This window comes from Schlegelella aquatica (genome assembly GCF_026013905.1).
Classification (GTDB): domain Bacteria; phylum Pseudomonadota; class Gammaproteobacteria; order Burkholderiales; family Burkholderiaceae_C; genus Caldimonas; species Caldimonas aquatica.
Map to the genome: position 1 here is coordinate 873,342 of NZ_CP110257.1, position 20,602 is coordinate 893,943.

Consider the following 20,602-nt stretch of genomic DNA (forward strand, 5'->3'; position numbering starts at 1 on the left):
CGCTAGCCGGCACCGTTGCCCCCAAAGGGGTGCACGGCTGAGCCGCCTAACCGGACCACGGGCCCCGTTGGGGATCCGTTGTGGGGGTTATCGAACCAACGACCAAGAACTTTAGGGCCCATGCAACCCCGAATCGCCAATGTCAAGTCCGCGAGTGTGAGATCCGACCGGTCGCGGGCGGGGAAATGCACCGTCCTTGCGGCGTTCTTCGGGCCTTACCCAGGGGGGCGGGCGTCCTACAGTGCACCTGTCATTCCAGGAGGAACGCCGATGGCCCACGCGCAAACCGCCTCAGAAGCCCACCGCAGCTGGGAGCGCGGCAAGAGCTGCGCGGCCCGCGGCCAGTGGGCCGAAGCCGAGCGCGCGTTCCGGCAGGCCGTGCGACTGCAACCGAAACAGGTCGTCTACTTGTTGAACCTCGCGCGGGCCCAGCTGGGGCAAGGCCGCCATGCCGACACCTTGGAGACCGTGCAGCAGGCACTTCGCATCGAGCCGGACCACGAGGTCGCTCAGGCGCTGGCCGTGCACTGCTTGATGGAACTCAAGCGCCCCCTGGAGGCTGCGGAACTGATGCAGCGTGCGCCCGAGCGCGTGCGCGCCGACGCGGCGTTCCATTTCCAGTTGGGCAGGGCGCTCGAAGCGGCAGGAAGGCCGCGCGAGGCGATCCAAGCCTACATGGAGGCGCTGGCTCGCAAGATCGACCTGGCGCCTGCGCACGCCCACCTCGGATACTGCTTCAACGTCGTCGACATGAAGGAAGAGGCGGCCCAGTGCTTTCGCACGGCCCTCACGCTGGGTTGCGGCGAGCATGATCTGAACCTGCTGGGCCTGCTCGCACACCGCGAGCGAGAGGTGTGCCGGTGGGTTGACGGCGCGCAAGACGCCAGGGCCTTGCGAGATGCCATCGAGGCGCTGGGGGAGGAGGACCGACCGCTTGCCGCCTTTCCTAACCTGGCGCTGTTCGACGACCCCGCACTTCATCTGCGTGCGGCCCAGGTGACCGCCCGTTATGCCGCACGGGGGGTCGCGCCGCTGGAATCGCCATCGATGCCTGCCGTGCGGGGTCGGCGCCTGCGTATCGGGTACGTCTCGAGCGACTTCTTCCACCACGCGACGACGCTGCTCTTCGCGGGGTCCCTGGAAGCCCATGACCGCACGCGGTTCGAAGTGACGCTGTACTCGCACAGCCGCGACGACGGCTCGGAGCTCGCCCAACGTGTGCGGCAGGGCTCGGAGAGGTTCGTGGACATCAGCGACTTGCGCGCCGACGAGGCGGCCCGGCGCATCCGGGCAGACGGCATCGACATCCTCGTGGACCTCAAGGGCTACACGAAGGAATCGCGCCCGGAGATCTTCGCTTACCGCGCCGCGCCAGTGCAGGTGTCGTTCCTCGGCTATCCCGGCACGACGGGGGCGCCGTGGATGGATTACGTCATCGGCGACCCCGTAGTCACCCCTTTGGAGGACGCCCCCTTCTATACCGAGAAGATTGCGCAGATGCCGCTGTGCTATCAGCCGAACGACAGTCAACGGGCGTTGCCACCGCCCATGACACGCGAGCAGGCGGGCCTGCCCGAGGACGCCGTCGTGCTGTGCGCGTTCAACCAGCCGTACAAGATCTCGCCGGAGGTCTTCGACGCCTGGTGCGAGGTCATGCACCGGGTTCCCCGGTCCGTGCTGTGGCTGCTGGAGTGGAACGAGCAGGTGCGCAAGAACCTGATCGGCCACGCGCAAGCACGAGGCATCGAGCCCGAGCGGTTGGTCTGGGCTCCGTTGCTTCGCTACGAGCAGCACATCGCGCGGTTGCAGAACGCCGATGTCTTTCTGGACACCTGGCCTTACAACGCCCACACCACCGCCAGTGACGCGCTGTGGGCGGGCGTGCCGGTCGTCACGAAGAAGGGGCGCAGCTTCGCGTCCCGCGTGGCGGCGAGCCTGAACTGCGCGGTCGGATTGCAGGAACTGGTGGCCGACGATCCTGCCGGCTTCGTCGAGCGCGCAGTCGCGCTGGCTCGTGATTTCGAGCGTCGCCGATCGCTGCGCGACGCCTTGGCGGGCGCGCGCCAGGGGCGGCTCTTCGACAGCTCCCGTTTCGCCCGGGACATCGAAAGGCTGTACGAGGCCATGGCCGACCGCAGCGTCCGAGGTCTTGCGCCGGACCATCTACCCGCCGTGGCGTAGGGCGACGGGCGGTGGAAGGAAGTCTCCACGATTTCTGTCGAGTCCCTCATGCGAGTTGCCGTCATCACGCCCTATTACAAGGAACCCGAGAGCTATCTGCGGCGTTGTCTGGGCAGCGTGAAGGATCAAACCTACGCGAGCATCGAACACTTCGTCGTGGCCGATGGGCATCCGCAGGCGTGGATCGACGATGAGCCGGTCCGCCACCTGCGGCTGGATAGGGAGCACGGCGACTATGGCAACACTCCTCGCGCGCTGGGCGCACTGCTGGCAGCCAGCGAGGGTTGCGATGCGGTGTGCTTCCTCGATGCCGACAACTGGTATCACCCCGAGCACGTGAGCAGTTGCGTGAAGGTGGCGGACGAACAGAAGCCAGACTACGTGGTGACGCTGCGCTATCTGGTAAGAGACGACGGCAGCGTCCTGCCGCTGGGCATTGCAGAGGACGTGTCCGGCGGACACGTGGACACCAACTGCTACTTCTTCTGTCGGGGTGCGTTCCACACCCTGTCGCGGTGGGCGCTCATGCCGCGGCCCATGGCGCCGCTGGGTGACCGGTTCTTCTTGCAATCCTTGCGTGCCGATGGATTGAAGGCGGCGACCACCGGACGTAAGACCGTGAACTACTTATGTACCTGGGCCGACTATTTCCGGCTCGTCGGAGAGGAGCCTCCCGCCTATGCCAAGCCCGCGATCTCGGCCCTGCCGACGGCGGATTGGATGCGGAGGTTGAGCGTTGAAGAGGTCGAGATCGTGCGGCGTCTGAGCGGCGTGCGGCTCGGACGCACGCGGTAAGGAACTGGAATGAAGCTAGAGAACCCGTGGATCGCGGCGAAGTGCAGGGAACACGACGTATCGCCCAACCGTCTGCCCACTTTCCTGCAGGAGCAGTACGGGCAGCTTGGCGAGGATCTCATCCTGGAGGCCACGCTCAAGTCGTACTTCGCGCGGCAGGGACTGCCTTTGACGTCGGTTCGTTATCTGGAAGTGGGGGCGAACCACCCGATCCAGACGAGCAATACGTACCTGTTCCAGCACAAGTGGGGCGGGCGCGGGGTGTTGGTCGAAGCGAACCCGGCCCTCGTGCCCGATCTGCAACGGGTGCGGCCCACCGACCAGGTGCTGCACTACGCGGTAGTGCCCCCTGGGTACCCCGAGAAGGTCTCGATCAACATCGCGACGAACTCCGAGCTGTCGTCGATCGATGCGCAGCACGTGCGCTCGTTCGGTGCGATCGGCCAGGTCGAGCGAACGGTGGAGGTGTCGACCGTCACCTTGGACGAACTGCTCCAGCATTGCTTCCCCGAGGGACTTCATCTCTTGTCCATCGACATCGAGGGACTGGATCTGGAGGTGATTCGCGCCTCTGTGCTGCCGCGCAGGCCGGTGTTCATCGTCACCGAACCTTCGCGTCACTATCATCATGATGCGGAGCGCGGGTTTGCCGAAGCGATGCGCGCCAAGGGCTACATCGAGTTGGCGCGCACCGACTACAACCTCATTTTTGGCGACGCGGCAGCGTTGGAGCGCGGCATGGGCCACACGCCGCCTGCCGCGGCCCGGCGCGGCGTGCGCACGTTCGACATCTTCGACACGCTCATCGCCCGGCATTGCATCCGGCCCGAGCCCCTTTTCGTCGAGCTGGAGCGCCGCAGCGGAATTGCGGGCCTGGCGCAGGCCCGGTTCGACGCGGAGCGGCGGGTGGAGCAAGGCGAGTACGAGCTGAGCGACATCTACGCGGAGCTCGCCCGCGCGCTCGACCTCTCACCCGAGCAGGCGCAAGAGATCGCGTCGATGGAATTGCAGCTCGAGCTGGAGAACGTGGTGCCCGTGCGTGACCAGCTGGACCTGGTCGACGGCGACAGCGTGCTGGTGACGGACATGTACCTCCCGGAGGACGCGATTCGCCTGCTGCTCGAGAAGGCCGGTCTGCGCCTGGACGTCCCCATCGTGCGCACGAGCCATGGCAAGCGCACGGGGCGGGTCTGGCAGGAATTCGACCGCGCCGGATGGCGTGCCGTCCATCTGGGGGACAACCATCATTCGGACGTCCAGACCGCTGCCCGACATGGCGCTCGCGCGACGCTGACCTCGCTCGCTCAGCCCACCCCCGTCGAGAAGCACCTGTACGCGAACGGCTTCCCCAAGTTCGCCCAGGCGCTGAGGTCGGCGCGGCTGATGACGTCGGCCCGCGACATGCCCGACTGGCTGCTGAGGCTGCAGACGCAGCTCAATCTGCCGGTGCTGGTAGCGGCCTCGGCCATGCTTCTGGTCCACATGGCGCAGGGTGGCGGCACCCAGGCCCTGTTCGCCTCCCGGGACGGACGGCATCTGAAGATGGCCTTTGATGCGCTGCGGACGGCGGCCGGACGCGCCGAACCGGTCAGCCGCTACTGGTACACCTCACGCGTCGCGCGCACCTCGGGTGATCCTCTCTATCTCGAGTACTGCCGTCGCCTCTTCGAGGCAAGCCCGGTCATCGTCGATCTATGCGGAACCGGATCGTCGATCGCCAAGCTTTTTGCGGATCTGCGCCTCGGCTCTGAGGATCGACCCCTCGTGTACTTGTGCGAGTTCGTCGAGGACGACCAGCAGGAGTCGGCGCTGCGCAAGGCCTACGGTCTGCGGGAGGACGATGCGCTGCAGGTGATGAGCCTGTTGTCCACCCGCAGTTTCGTGAACAACGAGGTGCTGGAGCTGCTGAACGCGACCCCCGAAGGGATGGTGCGGGGCGTGACGCAGGTCGCAGGCCGCATCGTTCCGTTGCGCGATGACTGGGAGTTCGACGCCGAGGCGGCGCAGTGGGTGCGGGCGCAGAGCCGGTATGTGACGCAGTTCACAGGGCATCTGGAGGCCACCGCCTGTCCGGCCGTGCTGGAGGAAATATCGACCCAAGGGGCTCAACTCCTGTCGGCGCTGCACGATGCCGCAGCCTTGTTGCGCGCCGACACCGAGACCCTCTTCGCGCGGATGCTCGCTGCGCACCGGAGCAACGAAGTCACGGTGCTGCAAGAACTGGCGGGCGGCCGCCGCTAGAAGTGGGTCGGAGCAGTCGGCCGCCGACGTCATTCGCGTGCGGCGAAACAAGGCGGAATCCACCCGCCTTTTCGCCCTTAAGTACGCGGTGCAGACTTTGAGAATGGCGGTGAACTCCCACCGCCATGGCCGACGACCAGCAAGACCGCCACTTACCCGCCTCCGCGCGCAAGATCCAGAAGTCGCGCGAGGAGGGCCAGGTTCCCCGTTCGCGGGACCTCGCGCATTTCGCCGTGGTGGGCAGCGGACTCTTGGCGCTCGGGGTGGTGGCGCCGGCGCTGGCCGGTTGGCTGCAAGACTTCGTCGCCCAGGCGCTTCGGTTCGGTTGGGCTGACGTCGCGGCGCCGGCCTCGATGGGCGAGCGGCTGGCCGCGGCCGCGCTCAATCTGCTGCTCGTGGCGGTGCCGTTCGGGGGGCTCATGGCAGCCGCGGCTTTGGGGGCGAACCTGGCGCTCGGCGGCTGGAACTGGACGCTCAAGCCGCTGCGGCCGCAGTTCTCCAAGCTCGACCCGATCGGAGGGCTCGGGCGTCTCTTTTCCAAGCACAACCTCGTCGAAGCCCTCAAGGCCAGCGTGCTGGCGCTCGTGCTGGGCGCCATCGGCGCCTTCTACCTGCACCGCCACCTCGGCGAGTTCCACGGCACGCTCGCGGTCGCGCTGCCGGCCGCGCTGGCCGATGCCAGCCGGCTGATGCTGGGCGGCCTCGGGCTGCTGCTGATCGCGCTGGCGCTCATGGCTGCGATCGACGTGCCTTTGCAGCGCCACCTGTACCTCTCGCGCCTGAAGATGAGCCACCAAGAGGCCAAGCAGGAGCACAAGGAGCTGGAGGGCAACCAGGAGGTCAAGGTCAAGATGAAGGCGCGCATGCGCGAGATGGTGCAGCGCCGCATGATGGCCGCCGTGCCCAAGGCCGACCTGGTGGTGATGAACCCCACGCACTACGCGGTGGCGCTCAAGTACGACGAGGCGAAGATGGCCGCGCCCCGGGTGGTGGCCAAGGGGGCCGACCTGATCGCGATGCAGATCCGCGACCTGGCACGCGAGCACAAGGTGCCCGTGCTGCAGGCGCCCATGCTGGCGCGCGCGCTCTACGCGCACGCCGAGCTCGACCGCGAGATCCCCGTCGCGCTCTATGGCGCGGTGGCGCAGGTGCTGGCCTATGTGTACCAGCTGCGCGCCGCGATGCGCGGCGAGGCGCCGATGCCGGGCGAGCTGCCGCCGCTGGACGTGCCGCCCGAACTCGACCCCCACCAGCGCGCCGCGACCGCCGACGCCGCGCAGGAGTCTGACCAATGAATGCCGCACTGCAACGCCTGCAGCCGCTCGTGGGCGGCCTGCCACTGAAGGCGCTGGCCGCGCCGCTCGTCGTGGTGATGATCCTCACGATGATGGTGCTGCCGCTGCCGCCCTTCATGCTGGATGTGCTGTTCACCTTCAACATCGCCACGGCGCTGATGGTGATGATGGTCTCGGCGTACATGGTGCGGCCGCTGGACTTCGCGGCTTTCCCGGCGGTGCTGCTGCTCACCACCATGCTGCGCCTGTCGCTCAACGTGGCGTCGACCCGGGTCGTGCTGCTCAACGGGCACACCGGCACGGGCGCCGCCGGTCAGGTGATCGAGTCGTTCGGGCACTTCCTCATCGGCGGCAACTTCGCCGTCGGCCTCATCGTCTTCGCCATCCTGGTCGTCATCAACTTCATCGTGGTGACCAAGGGGGCCGAGCGGATCGCCGAGGTGAGCGCGCGCTTCACTCTCGACGCCATGCCCGGCAAGCAAATGGCGATCGATGCCGACCTCAACGCGGGCCTGATCGACGAGAAGGAGGCCAAACGCCGTCGTCAGGAGGTGGGCGACGAGGCCGAGTTCTTCGGCTCGATGGACGGTGCGAGCAAGTTCGTGCGCGGCGATGCGATCGCCGGTATCCTCATCCTCTTCATCAACATCATCGGCGGCCTGATCATCGGCGTCGCGCAGCACGGCGTGCCGATCGGACAGGCCGCCAACACCTACGTGCTGCTCGCGGTGGGCGATGCGCTGGTCGCGCAGATCCCCGCGCTGCTGATCTCGATCGCGGCGGCGATGGTCGTCTCGCGCGTCGGCAAGGAGCAGGACGTCGGCAGCCAGATCCTGAAGCAGGTGTTCAACTCGCCGCGCGCCTTCGGGATCACGGCCGGCGTGATCGGCCTGCTGGGCGTCGTGCCTGGCATGCCGCACCTCACGTTCCTGGCCATCGCCTCGGGCCTGGGCTATGCGGCGTGGTGGCTCAAACGCCGCGAGGAGCAGGCCCGTCGGGCCGAGCAGGTGGCGCCGCCCACGCCGGCGCCCAACCCGAACGCCGAGGCGAGCTGGGAGGACCTGCAGCCGGTGGACATCCTCGGGCTGGAAGTGGGCTACCGCCTGATCCAACTGGTGGACAAGGACCGCCAGGGCGACCTGCTCGCGCGCATCAAGGGGGTGCGCCGCAAGTTCGCGCAGGAGGTGGGTTTCCTGCCGCCGGCGGTGCACATCCGGGACAACCTCGAACTCAAGCCCAGCGTCTACCGCATCACGCTGCGCGGGGCGGTGGTGGGCGAGGGCGAGTGCTTCCCGGGCATGTTCCTGGCGATCAACCCCGGGCACGCCACCACGCCGCTGCTCGGCACCGCCACCACCGACCCGGCCTTCGGGCTGCCGGCCGTGTGGATCGACGAGCGCCAGCGCGAAAGCGCGCAAATGGCGGGCTATACGGTCGTTGATTCCTCGACCGTGGTGGCGACCCATCTCTCACACTTGATGCAAGTCCACGCGGCCAAGCTGTTGGGCCGCACCGAGACGCAGCAACTGGTGGAACACGTGACGAAGCTCGCGCCGAAACTGATGGAAGACGTGGTGCCCAAGCTGGTGAGCCTGGCCACGCTCCAGAAGGTGCTCCAGCTCCTGCTGGAAGAGTCGGTGCACATCCGCGACATGCGCACCATCGTCGAGACGCTGGCCGAGCATGCCGGCAACAACGTGACCGACCCGGCCGAGCTGGCGCGCCGCGTGCGCATCGCCCTGGCGCCGGCCATCGTGCAGCAGATCTACGGCCCCGTGAAGGAGCTGGACGTCATCGCGATCGAGCCGGAGCTCGAACGCCTGGTGACCCAGGCCCTGACGTCGCCCCACGGCGCCGCCCTGGACCCCGGCGTGGCCGAGACGCTGACGCAGTCGGCTGCGCAAGCGGCCAAGAAGCAGGAAGACCTCGGCGTGCCCGCCTGCCTGCTCGTGCCCGACGCCGTGCGCGCGCCCATCGCCCGCCTGCTCAAGCGGGCCGCGCCCCGGCTGGCCGTGCTCGGGCACAGCGAGATTCCTGACACCCATTCGATCCGGATCGGCTCGATCATCGGAGCGCACTCATGAACGTCAAACGATTCGTTGCGGCCACCTCCCGCGAGGCCCTCGTGCTGGTGCGGCAGGCCTTCGGCGAAGACGCGGTGATCCTGTCCACCCGCCCCTGCAAGGAAGGCGTGGAGGTGCTGGCGATGGCGCCCGAGAGCGTTGCCCAGATCGAGAAATTCGAGGCCCATGCGGCCGCTCCTGCCGCGCCCCGTGCCCCGGCGCCCCGCATGCCGGCCATCAAGCCGGCCGCCAAGCCCGCCGCCCCGGCGGCCGCAGCGGTCGAGCAGGACGTCGAGCGCCTGGCGATGAGCACGCTCTCGTTCCAGGACTATGTGCGCGAGCGCATGCTCAAGCGCCGCCAGGCCGCGATGCAAAGCGCTGCGCGGGCGGCCGCGCCGCTGCCCGCGGCCTGCGCTCCTGTCGGGCCGGCGGCACCGGCTGCTGCCGTGGCGGCGGCTGCACCGAGCGTGGAGGGCGGCCTGGGCGCCGCCGCCCCGTTGCCCGATCCGGGCACGCCCGGCCTGGGCCCGCGCAGCGTGGCGGAGGTGCCCGTGGTGCCCCCGCCCGCCGAGCCGGCATGGAACGCCGCCCCCGCCGCCGCGCTGTCGCTGCAGGTCGAGCAGGAGCAGCGCGCCATGCTGCACGAGCTGCGCGAGATGAAAGGCCTGATCGAGGAACGCTTCGGCGCGCTCGCGTTCATGGAGAAGCTGCAGCGCAACCCCCAGCAGGCCAAGCTCACCCAGAAGCTGCTGGACTGCGGCTTCTCGCCGGTGCTCATCCGCAAGCTCGCGGCCGCCGCGCCGAACGATGTCGGCGACCTGGAGGCCTGGGTGGGCGGCGTGCTGCAACGCAACCTGCTCACCGGCGAGGCCGAGCCGGCGCTGGAGGACCAGGGCGGGGTGTACGCGCTCGTCGGCTCCACCGGGGTGGGCAAGACGACGAGCACCGCCAAGCTGGCCGCGGCCTTCGCAGCGAAGTACGGTGCCTCGAATCTGGGTCTGATCACGCTGGACGCCTACCGCGTGGGCGCCCATGAGCAGCTGCGCGCCTACGGCCGCATCATCGGCTGCGCCGTCCACACCGCGCACGACCGCTCGGCGCTGGAGGACCTGCTCGACCTGCTGTCGGCCAAGAAGATGGTGCTCATCGACACCGCCGGCATCGGCCAGCGCGACAGCCGCACGCAGGAGCTGTTGGAGATGGTCGGTCACCGCAGCATCCAGCGGCTGCTGGTCGTCAACGCAGCCTCGCAAGGCGAGACGATCGAAGACGTGCTCATCGCCTACCGTGCCCACCAGTGCAAGGGGGTGGTGCTGTCCAAGCTGGACGAAGCCGTCAAGCTCGGACCGGCCCTGGACGCGATGATCCGCCACAAGCTCAAGATCGTGGGGGTGGCCAACGGGCAGCGCGTGCCGGAGGACTGGCACCGCATGACCTCGCAGGCGCTCGTGCATCGCGCGATGCGCGGCGGCGGCAGCAGTGCCTACCGGCTCGATGCCGACGACGTGAATCTCGTCTTCACCGCGCCGCCTCGGCGGCCCGCGTGGACCGGCATGGCAGCGGGAGGTCTGCATGCTTGATCGGGGCGTCGATCAGGCGCACGGCTTGCGCCGGCTGTTCGCTCATCACACCGTGCACCTGCTGCCGGTGGCGGCCAACCCGCACACGCCGGGCAGCCACCTGCTGCTCGAAGGCCTGTGCCACGGCCTGGCCGCTCAGGATCTGCACACGCTGGTGGTGGACGCGGCACCCAGCGTCTACACGACCGGGGTGGACGTGGCCGGCGCGCTGGCGCGCGATCTGGACCTGGGCCAGTGGATCGACGAATTCGACGCGCACACCTCGGTGCTGGCCGCCGCGCCCGGGTCGCTCGCCTGTTTCGGTGAGGCGCAAGGGTCGGCCTCGCTCCTCTTCGAAGCCCTGCGCGAGGCAGCTCCTTCGGCCGACGTGGTGCTCTTTCACGCCGACGCCTCGGTGCTGTCGGGGCTGTTCGCGGGCCGGCGCGTGCGCCCGCTGGTCTTCAGCGGGGACGATGCCGAAAGCCTGAAGCACGCCTATGCCTCGATCAAGGTGCTGGTGCACTACGCCGGCCTGCTCGACCATGCCGTGGTCATGGACTGCGCGCAGCAGGCTATCGGCGTGCCGCCCGCGGCGCTGAGGTTGCTGCGCTGCGCGGCCGACTTCCTCGCTGCGCAGGCGCACCTGGCCGCCGTCGCAAGCACCGTGCACGACGGCGAGCACGTGCTCGCCCAGACGTTGCACCAGTTGGCCATGAACTTGTTGCACTACGCCTTGCCGTTCTCGGTGCAGGACGGCGAGGCCAGCCTGTGGGGGCCGATGGCCGGCGCCTCGGGCCGGCCCGCCGATGCCCCTCGGGCGTTCAACTGATCCTCCAAGCGAGTAGCGCATGTACACCGCCAAAGGCCGCCTCGACCACAACGCGATGCTGCAGCAGTACAGCCCGCTGGTGCGCCGCCTCGCGCATCAGATGATCGCCAAGCTGCCGGCCAACGTGGAGATCGACGACCTGATCCAGGTCGGCATGATCGGCCTCAACGACGCACTGAGCCGGTACGACGCCGCGCATGGCGTGCAGTTCGAGACGTTCGCGACCCAGCGCATCCGAGGAGCGATGCTCGATGAACTGCGTGGCGCCGACTGGATGAGCCGCGGCACGCGCAAGCAGCAACGCATGATCGAGGCCGCCGTCCACAAGCTGGAGCAAAGGCTCGGCCGACCCCCGCAGGAAAGCGAGATCGCCCGCGAGATGGGGATCACGCTGGCCGAGTACCAGGACCTGCTCAACAAGGTGCGAGGCACGCAGCTCGTGTACATCGAGGACATCGGCGGCAGCGACAAGGACGATTACCTCGACCGCCACGTGGCCGACACCGAGGCCGACCCGCTGCGGATACTCAACGACCAGCGGCTGCGCCGCGCCTTGGTGGAAGCCATCAAGACGCTGCCCGAGCGGGAGCAATACGTGATGAGCATGTATTACGAGCAGGACATGAACCTGAAGGAAATCGCGGCCGTACTCGGCGTCACCGAGTCCCGCGTCTGCCAGTTGCACAGCCAGTCCATCGCGCGCCTGCGAGTCAAGCTGCGCGGCTGGTGATCGAGGGCGGCCGACAGAGCCGCCCATACAAATGAGGAGACGAGCCATGCTCACCCTGTTTCAAAAGAAGTCCGCGGAGCACGAGGTGACACAGCAGCCCTCGGGCTCCCAGGTCGATGCACGCGCACTCATCCAGTCGCTGCAAAAGGAAGCCTCCGGGCTCGGCCGGGAGGCGGCCGAGGTGCGCGGCGTCATCGAGGACACGATCCAGACCTCGTCGCGCCAGACCGAGGCGCTGGCCTCGCTGGCCGAGCAGGCCCGCGGCATCCAGCAGGCCCAGGCGACGATCGGCAGCGTCACCGAGCAAAGCCGGGGCTCGGTGGGCAAAGCCCGGCAGGCGGTGGAGGACGTGGGGCGCGAGGTGGGCGGCATCGTCGACACCTTGCGCGAGGTGGCCGAGGCTGCGCGTGAGATCACCCGAATCGCCATGCAGACCCGGCTGGTCGCATTCAACGCCTCGGTGGAGGCCAAACGTGCGGGCGAGGCCGGGCGCGGTTTCGGCGTCGTTGCCGATGCCGTCAAGGACCTGGCGGCGAAGGTCGAGGCGTCCTCCAAGCAGATCATGGGCACGGTCGGCGACCTCGACGCCCGGGTGGGCGCCCTGGCGCGCGAGATCCGCAGCGATACGACGAGCGGCGCTCAGGCCAGCGCGTTCCACAAGGCACTGGCCGAGGTCGAGGCCGGAGTGGACAGCATCATGCGGGCCGCCGCGGAAAGCCGCCATGCCAGCGACGGCATGAACCAGCAGATGGCGGTGATCGAGGCCGAGGCCCGTCAGGCCACGCAGGCCCTGCAGACCGCGCTACAGCGCAGCGAATCCTTCCTGCGCGTCAGCGAGCATCTGATGGAGGCCATCGCGGCGTGCGGCATCGAGACCGAGGACAGCCCGTACATCGCGGCGGCGCAGGAGGCTGCGGCGCAGATCTCCCAGCTCCTCGAGAACGCGGTGCGCACCGGCATGTTGACGCTCGCGGACCTCTTCGACGAGCAGTACCGACCGATCCCGGGTACCAACCCGCAGCAGCACACCACGCGCTTCGTCGAGATGTCAGACCGGCTGTTTCCGCAGGTGCAAGAACGCATGCTGGCCTTCTCGCCGAAGGTGGTCTATTGCATCGCGGTGGACCGCAACGGCTACGTGCCCACGCACAACCGCCGCTACTGTCAGCCCCAGCGCCCCGGGGACGTGGTGTGGAACACCGCCAACAGCCGCTACCGGCGCATCTTCAACGACCGCACGGGCTTGGCTTCCGCGCGCAACCGCAAGCCGTTCCTGCTGCAGACGTACCGCCGCGACATGGGCGGCGGGCGCCACGTGCTGATGAAGGAAGTGTCGGCGCCGATCGTGGTGGAGGGCCGACACTGGGGTGCGATCCGGCTCGCCTACCAGTTCTGAGGCGCCGTGTCTGCGGGGGCGCGGTCAGGGGCCGCGACCGCCGCGCTCACCGCAGTGCTGCCGTCCTCCATCAAGACGGGCGGGGCGGGTTGCAGCCGGTGGCGCCACACCTCGACGAGCGCCTTGGCCATCGCCAGCACCACCGGCCCCAGCACGACGCCCGCGGTGCCGAAGACCAGCAGCCCGCCGATCACGGCGATGAACACCGGCACCGTGTGCAACCGCATGCGGCCCTTGACGAGCAGCGGATAGAGCAGGTTGTCGATCAGACCGATCACGACGCTGCCCCAGAAGGCGAGGATGAGCGCCTTGTCCCACTCGCCGCCCAGCGCGAGCGCCACCGCCGCCGGCGCCCAGACGATGCTGGCCCCCAGCACGGGCAGGATCGCCAGCACCGCCATCACCGCGCCCCACAACAGCGGCGAGGGCAGTTTCAGCCACCAGAAGATCAGGCCGCCGAGCACGCCCTGCACGAGCGAGACGGCCAACGTGCCGTAGACGATGGCGTAGATCGTGTCGCGCACGTCGGCGAAGACCTTCTCGCTCTCGTCGTCCGACAGCGGCGCGAACCTTCTGAGCGCCCGCAGCGTCTTGTCCTTGTCGCGGAAGAAATAGAACAACAGGTACAGCGTCACCAGCGCGCCGACCACGAAGTAGACGGAGCCCGAGACGAACCGGCGGGTGCCGTCCACGACGAAAGTGGCCATCTTGTCCACCTGTCCCGAGCCGTCCATCTCGCGCTTGAGCCAGCGCAGGGTCGGGGCGAGCTCGGGGTAGCGCTTGATGGCTTGGTCCATCAGGGCCTTGGCCGGGTCGCCCTTGAGCTTCTCGACGTGGGTGAGCGCCTCCTCGGCCACCTTCTGCGCCACCAGCACCGAAGGCACGGCCACTGCCACCGTGACGAGCAGCACGGCGAGTGCGGCGACCACGGACTTGCCCGGCACCCGCGCCCGGATGCGCTCGTGCAGCGGATTGAACACCACGGCGAGCACCAAGGCCCAGGTGAGCGCGGGCACGAACGGCTCCACGAGCCGCCAGCACAGATACACCACCAGCAGCGTGAGCGCCAAGAGCGCGAGCATCTGCGCTCTACGGAGGGTGAGCCATTGCTCACGTCCGGGGCCGTTGGGGCGGGAGGGCGGCGTCGGCGAGATGGGCGGGTCGGACTTCAAGCGGGGCTCGACGGGGGATGCACTTCACGGCATCGTAGCCGAGAGCAAACGGCGTTCCCGCGGCCGCCCCGTCTGCGTGTAGCGAGCCTCAGGCGGTGATGGATCGCCCCGGGCGCGCACCGCCACCGTATCCCGGTGCGCTGTACACCGGGTCTTCCGGGCGCGGCATCAGCACGTCCATCGCCCGGTCGAGGGCGGCGGTCGCTCGCGCGAGGCTCTCGCGCTGGGCGGCCACCTGACCGGTGGCGCTCGCCAGCCGCCGGCGCAGCTCGTGGGGTACGTCGCCGCGTCGCGCCGCGCGGGAGAATGCGTCCACCGCCTCGGTGAGCGCCCGGTGGAGCTCGGAGGCGCACTGCTCGACGCCCGCCGCATCGCGCGCGAGCAGCGCTTGTCCGAGTGCATGCAGCCGGGTTTCGACCGCCTGCACGGCGGGTTCGAGGTCGCCGTCCGCGGCGGGGGCAGGAGTGGTCAACATCGGTCGGTCGAGAAGGTGAGGTGCGCGCCCGCCTCGGTCAGTGCGAGCGGCGGTCGAGCAGTTCGCGGGCGTTCGCGATCAGCTTGTCGGCAATCGCTTCGGGGTTGACGCGGTAGGTGCCGTCGGCGATCGCCTGGCGGATCGCTTCGACCTTCTGCGCGTCGAACTCCGCATTGCTCGCCAGCAAGGCGGTCGCGGTGCTGGACAGCTTCACCGTCACGCTTCCGGCGGCGGCGCCGCCCGTCTCCGCGGCAGCGGCGCTGCGGCCCGCGGCGGCGGACTCGCCCGCAGCGGGGCGGGCGGGCGCAGCACCATGGCCCGCGACCGCGGGTGTCTCGACGGAATTGCCGATCTTCATGACCTTCTCCTTGACCGGGGAGCGGGCAGGGCTTGCCCGATGTACGGTCTATATCGACGCCCGATGGGGAAACTTGAGGGGCCGACCGTGTAAATTTTTGCAATCCGCGGGGTCACAGGCGCACCTCCACCGTCTGGGCGGCGCTCGCCACGCCGACCACTACCCGGCCGCTGTCGGTGCGCACGCGCACCTTCTGACCATCCAGCCCCGGGCCGAGGGCGCGGGCTTCACCCACGACGGTGAAGCCTTTGCCCACCGCCACGACCTTGACCGTCTCGCCCGCGGAGAACCACTGTATCGGCCGCATGTGGGTGGTTCTGAAGGGCTCGCCCGGGGCCACCGCGCGGGCCAGGGTGCGACCGACGGCTCGACCTGCGTCCTCGATCACCGGGTCGGGCGAGGCCGCCAGGTCCACCTCCGCGCGCACGAGGTCGGCCTCGCTCACCACGGCGCCTGCGGGCAGCGCCGTGCGCGCGACCCAGGCCTGCGCGTAGACGCGCACGGTGACCGGCAGGAAGACGTTCCAGCGTGTCGGCCCCTCGGTGCACCGTACCCCCACGCGCGTGCGGCCCCACGGCTTGAAGCCGGCGGGCACATAGGGCTCGATGCGCGCGCAGGGCGCCAGGCGCACACGAGAGTCCAACTCGCCCACGCTCACCTCGATGCGAGGGGTGGAGGCGCCTACATCCGCCTGGCGAGGCAGGCGGGCCTGAGCCTCCTGGTGCAGCACCTTTTCCACCTGAGCCAGCGGGGCGTCGGCCGCCGCGGCCGCGTACGTCCAGCCCCCGAGCGCGAGAGCGCTGGCGGCGAGGTCACGCAGGCGAAGGCGAGGCATGACGAAGGCGAGGCATTGCATCGTAGGCCGCACTGTACGCAGGCGGCGGCTGCCCCGGGGCTGCGAAATGGCCGCGTTTTGGCCTGCTATTCGGGCTCATGTTCTGCGGCCCTCGTTCCCACAATGCCACCATCGCCCGACCAGGCACGCCGGGCTCGCAGAGGAACCCATGCTCGATCGCCTCACTTCCACGCTCGACTTCCAATCGGAGGCGCTGGCGCTGCGTGCCGAGCGGCAGCGGGTGCTGGCCGGCAACATCGCCAATGCCGACACCCCGGGCTACGTCGCGCGGGACTTCGACTTCGCCCAGGCGCTGCGCCGGGCGGCAGCCGCAGCGGGCTCGGGCGGCACCGGTGCGCCGGTGGTCCTGCGCGCCTCCGCGCCCGGGCACATCGCCCCGCCCCCGGGCACCCGCGCCACCGTGGAGTTGCAGTACGCGCGTCCCGCGCAGACCAACCTAGACGGCAACTCGGTGGACATGGATCGCGAGCGTGCGGCCTTCGCCGACAACGCCGTCAAGTACGAGGCGACGCTGCGCTTTCTCAACGGCTCGGTCAAGACCATGCTGACGGCGATCACCGGTCAGTGAGGAGCGCGCGATGTCGATGTTCAAGATCTTCAATATCGCCGGCAGCGCGGTCAGCGCGCAGTCCCAGCGGCTCAACGTCGTCGCCAGCAACCTGGCCAATGCCGACACGGTGGCCGGCCCGGACGGCCAACCCTACAAAGCGCGTCAGGTCGTGTTCCAGACGGTGCTGATGGGCGAGCAGGGCTCGGCCGGCGTCAGGGTCGACCAGGTGGTCGAGGACAACGCGCCGGGCCGGCGCGTGTACGCACCGAGCCACCCGCAAGCCGACGCGCAGGGGTATGTGACCTACAGCAACGTGAACGCGGTCGAGGAGATGGTCAACATGATCTCGGCCTCGCGCTCCTACCAGAACAACGTCGAAGTCATGAACACCGCCAAAGCCTTGCTGCAGAAGACGCTGCAGCTCGGCCAGTGACGGGCACCCACCGGAGGGTCGGACCATGAGCACCGCCGCAATCTCCAGCACTGCCGCCGGCTCGAATGCCCCGGCCGGCGCGACCGCCTCCACCAAGAACGAACTGAACGCGCAGGACCGGTTCCTCAAGATGCTGGTGGCGCAGATGCAGAACCAGGACCCGCTCAACCCTCTGGACAACGCACAGGTGACCAGCCAGATGGCGCAGATCAACACCGTCACGGGCATCGAAAAGCTCAACGGCGGCATCAACGCGATGCTGCTGCAGCTCACCCAGGCGCAGGCGCTGCAAGGGGCCTCGCTGGTCGGGCGCGACGTGCTGGTGCCTGGCGACACCATGCGGCTGAACGACAAGGGCGAGGGCCGTGCCGGCTTCGATCTGGCGTCCAAGGCCGACAAGGTCACGGTCGAGGTGCTCGACCAGAGCGGCGCGGTGCTCGACCGCTTCGAACTCGGCGCCCTGGATGCCGGGCGGCACTACCTGGGCTGGAAAGCCGAGGACGCCGACGAGGCGGGCGACGAGGTGCGCTTCCGCATCACGGCCAAGGCCGGCGCCTCGGCGGTGGCCGCCACCACCTACGCACGCGACACCGTGGGGGCCGTGAGCACCAGCCGCGGCAGCCTCGAGCTCGATCTCGCCGGCGGCGGCACCGTCGCCTACAACCAGGTCAAGGCCGTCATCTGACGCGAACCGCCTCCCCCTCAGGAAAGGTCTTCCCATGAGTTTCCAGCAAGGTCTGTCCGGCTTGAACGCCTCGAGCAAGAGCCTCGACGTCATCGGCAATAACGTCGCCAACGCCAACACCTTCGGGGCCAAGGGCGCGAGGGCCGAGTTCGCCGACATGTACGCGACCGCGATGAACGGCACCGGCGCCAACAACATCGGCATCGGCGTGAACCTGGCCGCGGTGGCGCAGCAGTTCAGCCAGGGCAACATCACCACTACCGAGAACCCGCTGGATCTGGCCATCAACGGCGCGGGCTTCTTCCAAGTCGCCAACGTCGCGCGCGACCCCAACGCCGCGCCCGACACGCCGCCCACCCTCGCCAGCCCGCCGCTTTACACGCGCAACGGGCAGTTCAAGGTGGACCGCAACGGCTACATCGTCAACAACCAGCAGCAGGTGTTGCTGGGTTACATGGCCGATGCGAACGGGCAGATCGCCCCGCAGCAGGCGCGCCCGATTCAGTTGCCCACCGCCGGCATCGCGCCGCAGATGACCAGCGCCATCAAGCTCGAGTTCAACGTGGACTCGCGCTCGGCGGTCACCGGCCCGTCGGCCACCAACATCAACTTCAACGACCCCACGACGTACAACAACGCCACCTCGGTGACGGTGTACGACCGCATGGGGCAGGATGTCGCGGTCACGTACTACTTCCAGAAGACCGCCCCGAACACCTGGAACGTGTACGCGACAGCCAACGGGGCCTCTTTGCTCACGAGCGGCGGCAATCCGGCTCCGATCGCCACCGTCAACTTCCCGCCGACCTCGGGAGGCAATCCGACAGCCGCTGGAGGGGGCTCGATCCAGTACTTCATGGGCGGGGGCGGCACCTCCACCGACGGGCGCGTGCCGATCGACATCCCGGCCACGACCAAGGCCGACGGCTCGACCACCTTGCCCATCGCGGGTATCGAGCTGAACATGGGCGGTGCCACGCAGTACGGCACGGTGTTCGGCGTCACCAACCTCACGCAGAACGGCTACGCCCCCGGCCAGCTGGTGGGCGTGTCGATCGATGACAGCGGCGTCATCATGGCGCGCTTTTCCAACGGCCAGTCCAAGCCGGCCGCGCAGATCGAGCTGGCGACCTTCCGCAACCCGCAGGGGCTGCAGCCGCTGGGCGGCAACGCGTGGGCGGCCACCTACGCGTCGGGTGACCCGACGCTGTCCACCCCCGGCTCGGGGAACATGGGCGTGTTGCAGGCCGGCGCGCTGGAAGAGTCCAACATCGACCTCACCGCCGAGCTGGTCAACATGATCACGGCACAGCGCAACTACCAGGCCAACGCGCAGACCATCAAGACGCAGGACCAGGTGATGCAGACGCTGGTGAACCTGCGGTGACCCGCGCCCCCATGCCAGCCTGCCCCACTGAGACCGGAGCCGCCCGATGGACCGCATGATCTATCTCTCGATGGCCGGGGCCAAGGCGATGATGCAGCGCCAGGAGACGCTGGCCAACAATCTCGCCAACGCCTCGACCACGGGGTTCCGTGCCGAGCTGCAGGCCTTTCGCGCCGTGCCGGTGCGCGGCGAAGGTGCGAGCACCCGGGTGTACGCGCTGGAAACGACCACCGGCTACGACGCCACACCCGGCGTGGTGCACGCCACCGGCCGCCCGCTGGACGTCGCGATGCAGGGCAATGCCTGGCTCGCCGTGCAGGGTCTGGACGGCACCGAGGCCTACACGCGCAACGGGGCACTGACGGTATCGGCCGACGGCACCCTGATGACTCAGGGCGGCCTCGTGGTGCTGGGCGACGGCGGCCCCCTCCAAGCGCCGCCCAATGCAACCCTGTCGATCGCCCCGGACGGCACGGTCTCCGCCCGTCAGGGCAACGGCACGTCTACGCCGGTCGGCCGGCTGAAACTCGTCACGCCGGAGGCACCGTTGCAGCGCGGGGCCGACGGGCTCTTCCGCGCTCCGGGGGCCGAGGACCTGCCCGCCGACCCCAACGCCCGCTTGCAGGACGGCGCCCTGGAAGGCTCGAACGTGAGCGCCGTCGAGACGATGGTGCAGATGATCGCCGCCGCGCGCCAGTTCGAGGCGCAGATGAAGCTCTTGCAGACGGCCGAACGCAACGAACAGACGGCCGGCAAGCTGCTGGCGCCCAACGGCGCTTAACGCAAGAAAGGAGCATCGCGATGATGCGCTCCCTGTGGATCTCCAAAACGGGCATGGAAGCCCAGCAGGTGCAACTGGACCACGTCTCGCACAACCTCGCCAACGTGGCCACCACTGGCTACAAGCGAGCCAGCGCGCAGTTCGAGGACTTGATGTACCAGAACCTGCGTCAAAGCGGCGCGGCGTCCAGCGAACAGAGCACGCTGCCCACCGGCTTGCAGGTCGGCCTGGGCGTGCGCTCGGTCGCCACGCAGCGAGCGTTCACGCAAGGCAACCTGCAGCAGACGGGCAACTCGCTCGACGTGGCGATCAACGGCAACGGGTTCTTCCAGATCCAGATGCCTGACGGCACCGTGGCCTACACCCGCGACGGCTCCTTCAAGACCGACGCCAACGGCCAGCTCGTCACCAACAACGGCTACCTCGTGGCGCCCGGCCTGACCGTGCCGCCCAACACCCAGAGCCTGACCGTGGCGCCCGACGGCACCGTGAGCGCGACCGTGCAGGGCTCGGCCCAGCCCGTCGTGCTCGGCAACCTACAGTTGGCCAGCTTCGTCAACCCGGGCGGCCTGGAGCCGCGGGGGCAGAACCTCTTCGTCGAGACCGCCGCCTCCGGCACGCCGACGACCAACGCCCCGGGCAGCGACGGCCTGGGCACGCTGCAACAAGGCTACCTGGAGACGTCCAACGTCAACGTGGTCGAGGAGTTGGTGGCGATGATCCAGACGCAGCGGGCCTACGAGCTCAACTCCAAGGCCATCCAGACGTCCGACCAGATGCTGCAACGTCTGGCGCAGCTGTGACGAAAGGGACCGC

At 68.7% G+C, this 20,602-nt stretch carries 19 protein-coding genes; 15 read left to right on the top strand and 4 right to left on the bottom strand.

Features of this window, described 5'->3' with window-relative positions; all coding sequences use genetic code 11:
• Positions 1 to 270: 270 nt before the first annotated feature.
• The 9 genes from OMP39_RS03985 (at position 271) to OMP39_RS04025 (ending at position 13,089) form a co-directional block, all read left to right on the top strand.
• A complete protein-coding gene (locus OMP39_RS03985) occupies positions 271 to 2,181 on the top strand; it encodes an O-linked N-acetylglucosamine transferase, SPINDLY family protein (protein WP_264893501.1) in 1,911 nt (636 codons plus the stop codon).
• 48 nt (positions 2,182 to 2,229) lie between these two features.
• Complete coding sequence (locus tag OMP39_RS03990) at positions 2,230 to 2,976, top strand: glycosyltransferase family 2 protein (protein WP_264893502.1); 747 nt, start codon at positions 2,230 to 2,232, stop codon at positions 2,974 to 2,976.
• Positions 2,977 to 2,985: 9 nt separating this feature from the next.
• Entirely contained in the window at positions 2,986 to 5,217 is a 2,232-nt protein-coding gene (locus OMP39_RS03995) for an FkbM family methyltransferase (RefSeq protein WP_264893503.1), read from the top strand.
• A gap of 125 nt (positions 5,218 to 5,342) precedes the next feature.
• Entirely contained in the window at positions 5,343 to 6,512 is a 1,170-nt protein-coding gene (flhB, locus tag OMP39_RS04000; protein ID WP_264893504.1) for a flagellar biosynthesis protein FlhB, read from the top strand.
• Entirely contained in the window at positions 6,509 to 8,596 is a 2,088-nt protein-coding gene (gene flhA, locus OMP39_RS04005; RefSeq protein WP_264893505.1) for a flagellar biosynthesis protein FlhA, read from the top strand. Before flhB ends, flhA begins: the two co-directional genes overlap by 4 nt.
• Positions 8,593 to 10,155 carry a flagellar biosynthesis GTPase FlhF gene (flhF, locus tag OMP39_RS04010; protein ID WP_264893506.1) on the top strand — a complete coding sequence of 521 codons (1,563 nt, stop codon included), beginning with the start codon at positions 8,593 to 8,595 and terminating at the stop codon, positions 10,153 to 10,155. The genes flhA and flhF overlap by 4 nt, the downstream gene beginning before the upstream one ends.
• On the top strand, positions 10,148 to 10,963 hold the full coding sequence (locus OMP39_RS04015; RefSeq protein ID WP_264893507.1) for a hypothetical protein: 816 nt from the start codon (positions 10,148 to 10,150) through the stop codon (positions 10,961 to 10,963). The genes flhF and OMP39_RS04015 overlap by 8 nt, the downstream gene beginning before the upstream one ends.
• Positions 10,964 to 10,982: 19 nt before the next feature.
• Positions 10,983 to 11,693 carry an RNA polymerase sigma factor FliA gene (locus OMP39_RS04020; RefSeq protein WP_264893508.1) on the top strand — a complete coding sequence of 237 codons (711 nt, stop codon included), beginning with the start codon at positions 10,983 to 10,985 and terminating at the stop codon, positions 11,691 to 11,693.
• A 46-nt stretch (positions 11,694 to 11,739) separates the two neighbouring features.
• On the top strand, positions 11,740 to 13,089 hold the full coding sequence (locus OMP39_RS04025) for a methyl-accepting chemotaxis protein (RefSeq protein ID WP_264893509.1): 1,350 nt from the start codon (positions 11,740 to 11,742) through the stop codon (positions 13,087 to 13,089).
• Here OMP39_RS04025 and OMP39_RS04030 read toward each other — a convergent pair.
• The 4 genes from OMP39_RS04030 to flgA form a co-directional block, all read right to left on the bottom strand.
• Positions 13,077 to 14,171 (bottom strand): AI-2E family transporter, encoded by a 1,095-nt coding sequence (locus tag OMP39_RS04030; protein ID WP_264893510.1) that lies wholly within the window; start codon positions 14,169 to 14,171, stop codon positions 13,077 to 13,079. The genes OMP39_RS04025 and OMP39_RS04030 overlap by 13 nt on opposite strands.
• 178 nt (positions 14,172 to 14,349) lie before the next feature.
• Positions 14,350 to 14,736, bottom strand: coding sequence for a hypothetical protein (locus OMP39_RS04035; RefSeq protein ID WP_264893511.1), 387 nt, complete (start codon positions 14,734 to 14,736; stop codon positions 14,350 to 14,352).
• A gap of 37 nt (positions 14,737 to 14,773) precedes the next feature.
• Positions 14,774 to 15,094 (bottom strand): flagellar biosynthesis anti-sigma factor FlgM, encoded by a 321-nt coding sequence (flgM, locus tag OMP39_RS04040; RefSeq protein ID WP_264893512.1) that lies wholly within the window; start codon positions 15,092 to 15,094, stop codon positions 14,774 to 14,776.
• A gap of 112 nt (positions 15,095 to 15,206) precedes the next feature.
• Positions 15,207 to 15,929, bottom strand: a complete 723-nt coding sequence (flgA, locus tag OMP39_RS04045; RefSeq protein ID WP_264893513.1) for a flagellar basal body P-ring formation chaperone FlgA — start codon at positions 15,927 to 15,929, stop codon at positions 15,207 to 15,209.
• A 169-nt stretch (positions 15,930 to 16,098) separates the two neighbouring features.
• Here flgA and flgB point away from each other — a divergent pair, with 169 nt between their 5' ends.
• From flgB to flgG, 6 genes are read left to right on the top strand one after another with little or no spacing between them, the layout of a single operon-like run.
• Positions 16,099 to 16,518, top strand: coding sequence for a flagellar basal body rod protein FlgB (gene flgB / locus OMP39_RS04050; protein WP_264893514.1), 420 nt, complete (start codon positions 16,099 to 16,101; stop codon positions 16,516 to 16,518).
• 10 nt (positions 16,519 to 16,528) lie between these two features.
• Positions 16,529 to 16,933 carry a flagellar basal body rod protein FlgC gene (gene flgC / locus OMP39_RS04055; RefSeq protein ID WP_264893515.1) on the top strand — a complete coding sequence of 135 codons (405 nt, stop codon included), beginning with the start codon at positions 16,529 to 16,531 and terminating at the stop codon, positions 16,931 to 16,933.
• A gap of 25 nt (positions 16,934 to 16,958) precedes the next feature.
• Complete coding sequence (locus tag OMP39_RS04060) at positions 16,959 to 17,618, top strand: flagellar hook assembly protein FlgD (RefSeq protein ID WP_264893516.1); 660 nt, start codon at positions 16,959 to 16,961, stop codon at positions 17,616 to 17,618.
• Positions 17,619 to 17,652: 34 nt separating this feature from the next.
• A complete protein-coding gene (gene flgE / locus OMP39_RS04065; protein WP_264893517.1) occupies positions 17,653 to 19,005 on the top strand; it encodes a flagellar hook protein FlgE in 1,353 nt (450 codons plus the stop codon).
• A gap of 46 nt (positions 19,006 to 19,051) precedes the next feature.
• A complete protein-coding gene (gene flgF / locus OMP39_RS04070; RefSeq protein ID WP_264893518.1) occupies positions 19,052 to 19,786 on the top strand; it encodes a flagellar basal-body rod protein FlgF in 735 nt (244 codons plus the stop codon).
• 20 nt (positions 19,787 to 19,806) lie between these two features.
• Positions 19,807 to 20,589 carry a flagellar basal-body rod protein FlgG gene (gene flgG, locus OMP39_RS04075; RefSeq protein ID WP_264893519.1) on the top strand — a complete coding sequence of 261 codons (783 nt, stop codon included), beginning with the start codon at positions 19,807 to 19,809 and terminating at the stop codon, positions 20,587 to 20,589.
• Positions 20,590 to 20,602 lie beyond the last annotated feature (13 nt).

Coding starts and splice junctions, on each gene's coding strand:
- OMP39_RS03985 (WP_264893501.1), top strand. CDS start 271: ATGGCCCACGCGCAAACCGCCTCAGAAGCCCACCGCAGCTGGGAGCGC.
- OMP39_RS03990 (WP_264893502.1), top strand. CDS start 2,230: ATGCGAGTTGCCGTCATCACGCCCTATTACAAGGAACCCGAGAGCTAT.
- OMP39_RS03995 (WP_264893503.1), top strand. CDS start 2,986: ATGAAGCTAGAGAACCCGTGGATCGCGGCGAAGTGCAGGGAACACGAC.
- flhB (WP_264893504.1), top strand. CDS start 5,343: ATGGCCGACGACCAGCAAGACCGCCACTTACCCGCCTCCGCGCGCAAG.
- flhA (WP_264893505.1), top strand. CDS start 6,509: ATGAATGCCGCACTGCAACGCCTGCAGCCGCTCGTGGGCGGCCTGCCA.
- flhF (WP_264893506.1), top strand. CDS start 8,593: ATGAACGTCAAACGATTCGTTGCGGCCACCTCCCGCGAGGCCCTCGTG.
- OMP39_RS04015 (WP_264893507.1), top strand. CDS start 10,148: ATGCTTGATCGGGGCGTCGATCAGGCGCACGGCTTGCGCCGGCTGTTC.
- OMP39_RS04020 (WP_264893508.1), top strand. CDS start 10,983: ATGTACACCGCCAAAGGCCGCCTCGACCACAACGCGATGCTGCAGCAG.
- OMP39_RS04025 (WP_264893509.1), top strand. CDS start 11,740: ATGCTCACCCTGTTTCAAAAGAAGTCCGCGGAGCACGAGGTGACACAG.
- OMP39_RS04030 (WP_264893510.1), bottom strand. CDS start 14,171: ATGCTCGCGCTCTTGGCGCTCACGCTGCTGGTGGTGTATCTGTGCTGG.
- OMP39_RS04035 (WP_264893511.1), bottom strand. CDS start 14,736: ATGTTGACCACTCCTGCCCCCGCCGCGGACGGCGACCTCGAACCCGCC.
- flgM (WP_264893512.1), bottom strand. CDS start 15,094: ATGAAGATCGGCAATTCCGTCGAGACACCCGCGGTCGCGGGCCATGGT.
- flgA (WP_264893513.1), bottom strand. CDS start 15,929: ATGCCTCGCCTTCGCCTGCGTGACCTCGCCGCCAGCGCTCTCGCGCTC.
- flgB (WP_264893514.1), top strand. CDS start 16,099: ATGCTCGATCGCCTCACTTCCACGCTCGACTTCCAATCGGAGGCGCTG.
- flgC (WP_264893515.1), top strand. CDS start 16,529: ATGTCGATGTTCAAGATCTTCAATATCGCCGGCAGCGCGGTCAGCGCG.
- OMP39_RS04060 (WP_264893516.1), top strand. CDS start 16,959: ATGAGCACCGCCGCAATCTCCAGCACTGCCGCCGGCTCGAATGCCCCG.
- flgE (WP_264893517.1), top strand. CDS start 17,653: ATGAGTTTCCAGCAAGGTCTGTCCGGCTTGAACGCCTCGAGCAAGAGC.
- flgF (WP_264893518.1), top strand. CDS start 19,052: ATGGACCGCATGATCTATCTCTCGATGGCCGGGGCCAAGGCGATGATG.
- flgG (WP_264893519.1), top strand. CDS start 19,807: ATGATGCGCTCCCTGTGGATCTCCAAAACGGGCATGGAAGCCCAGCAG.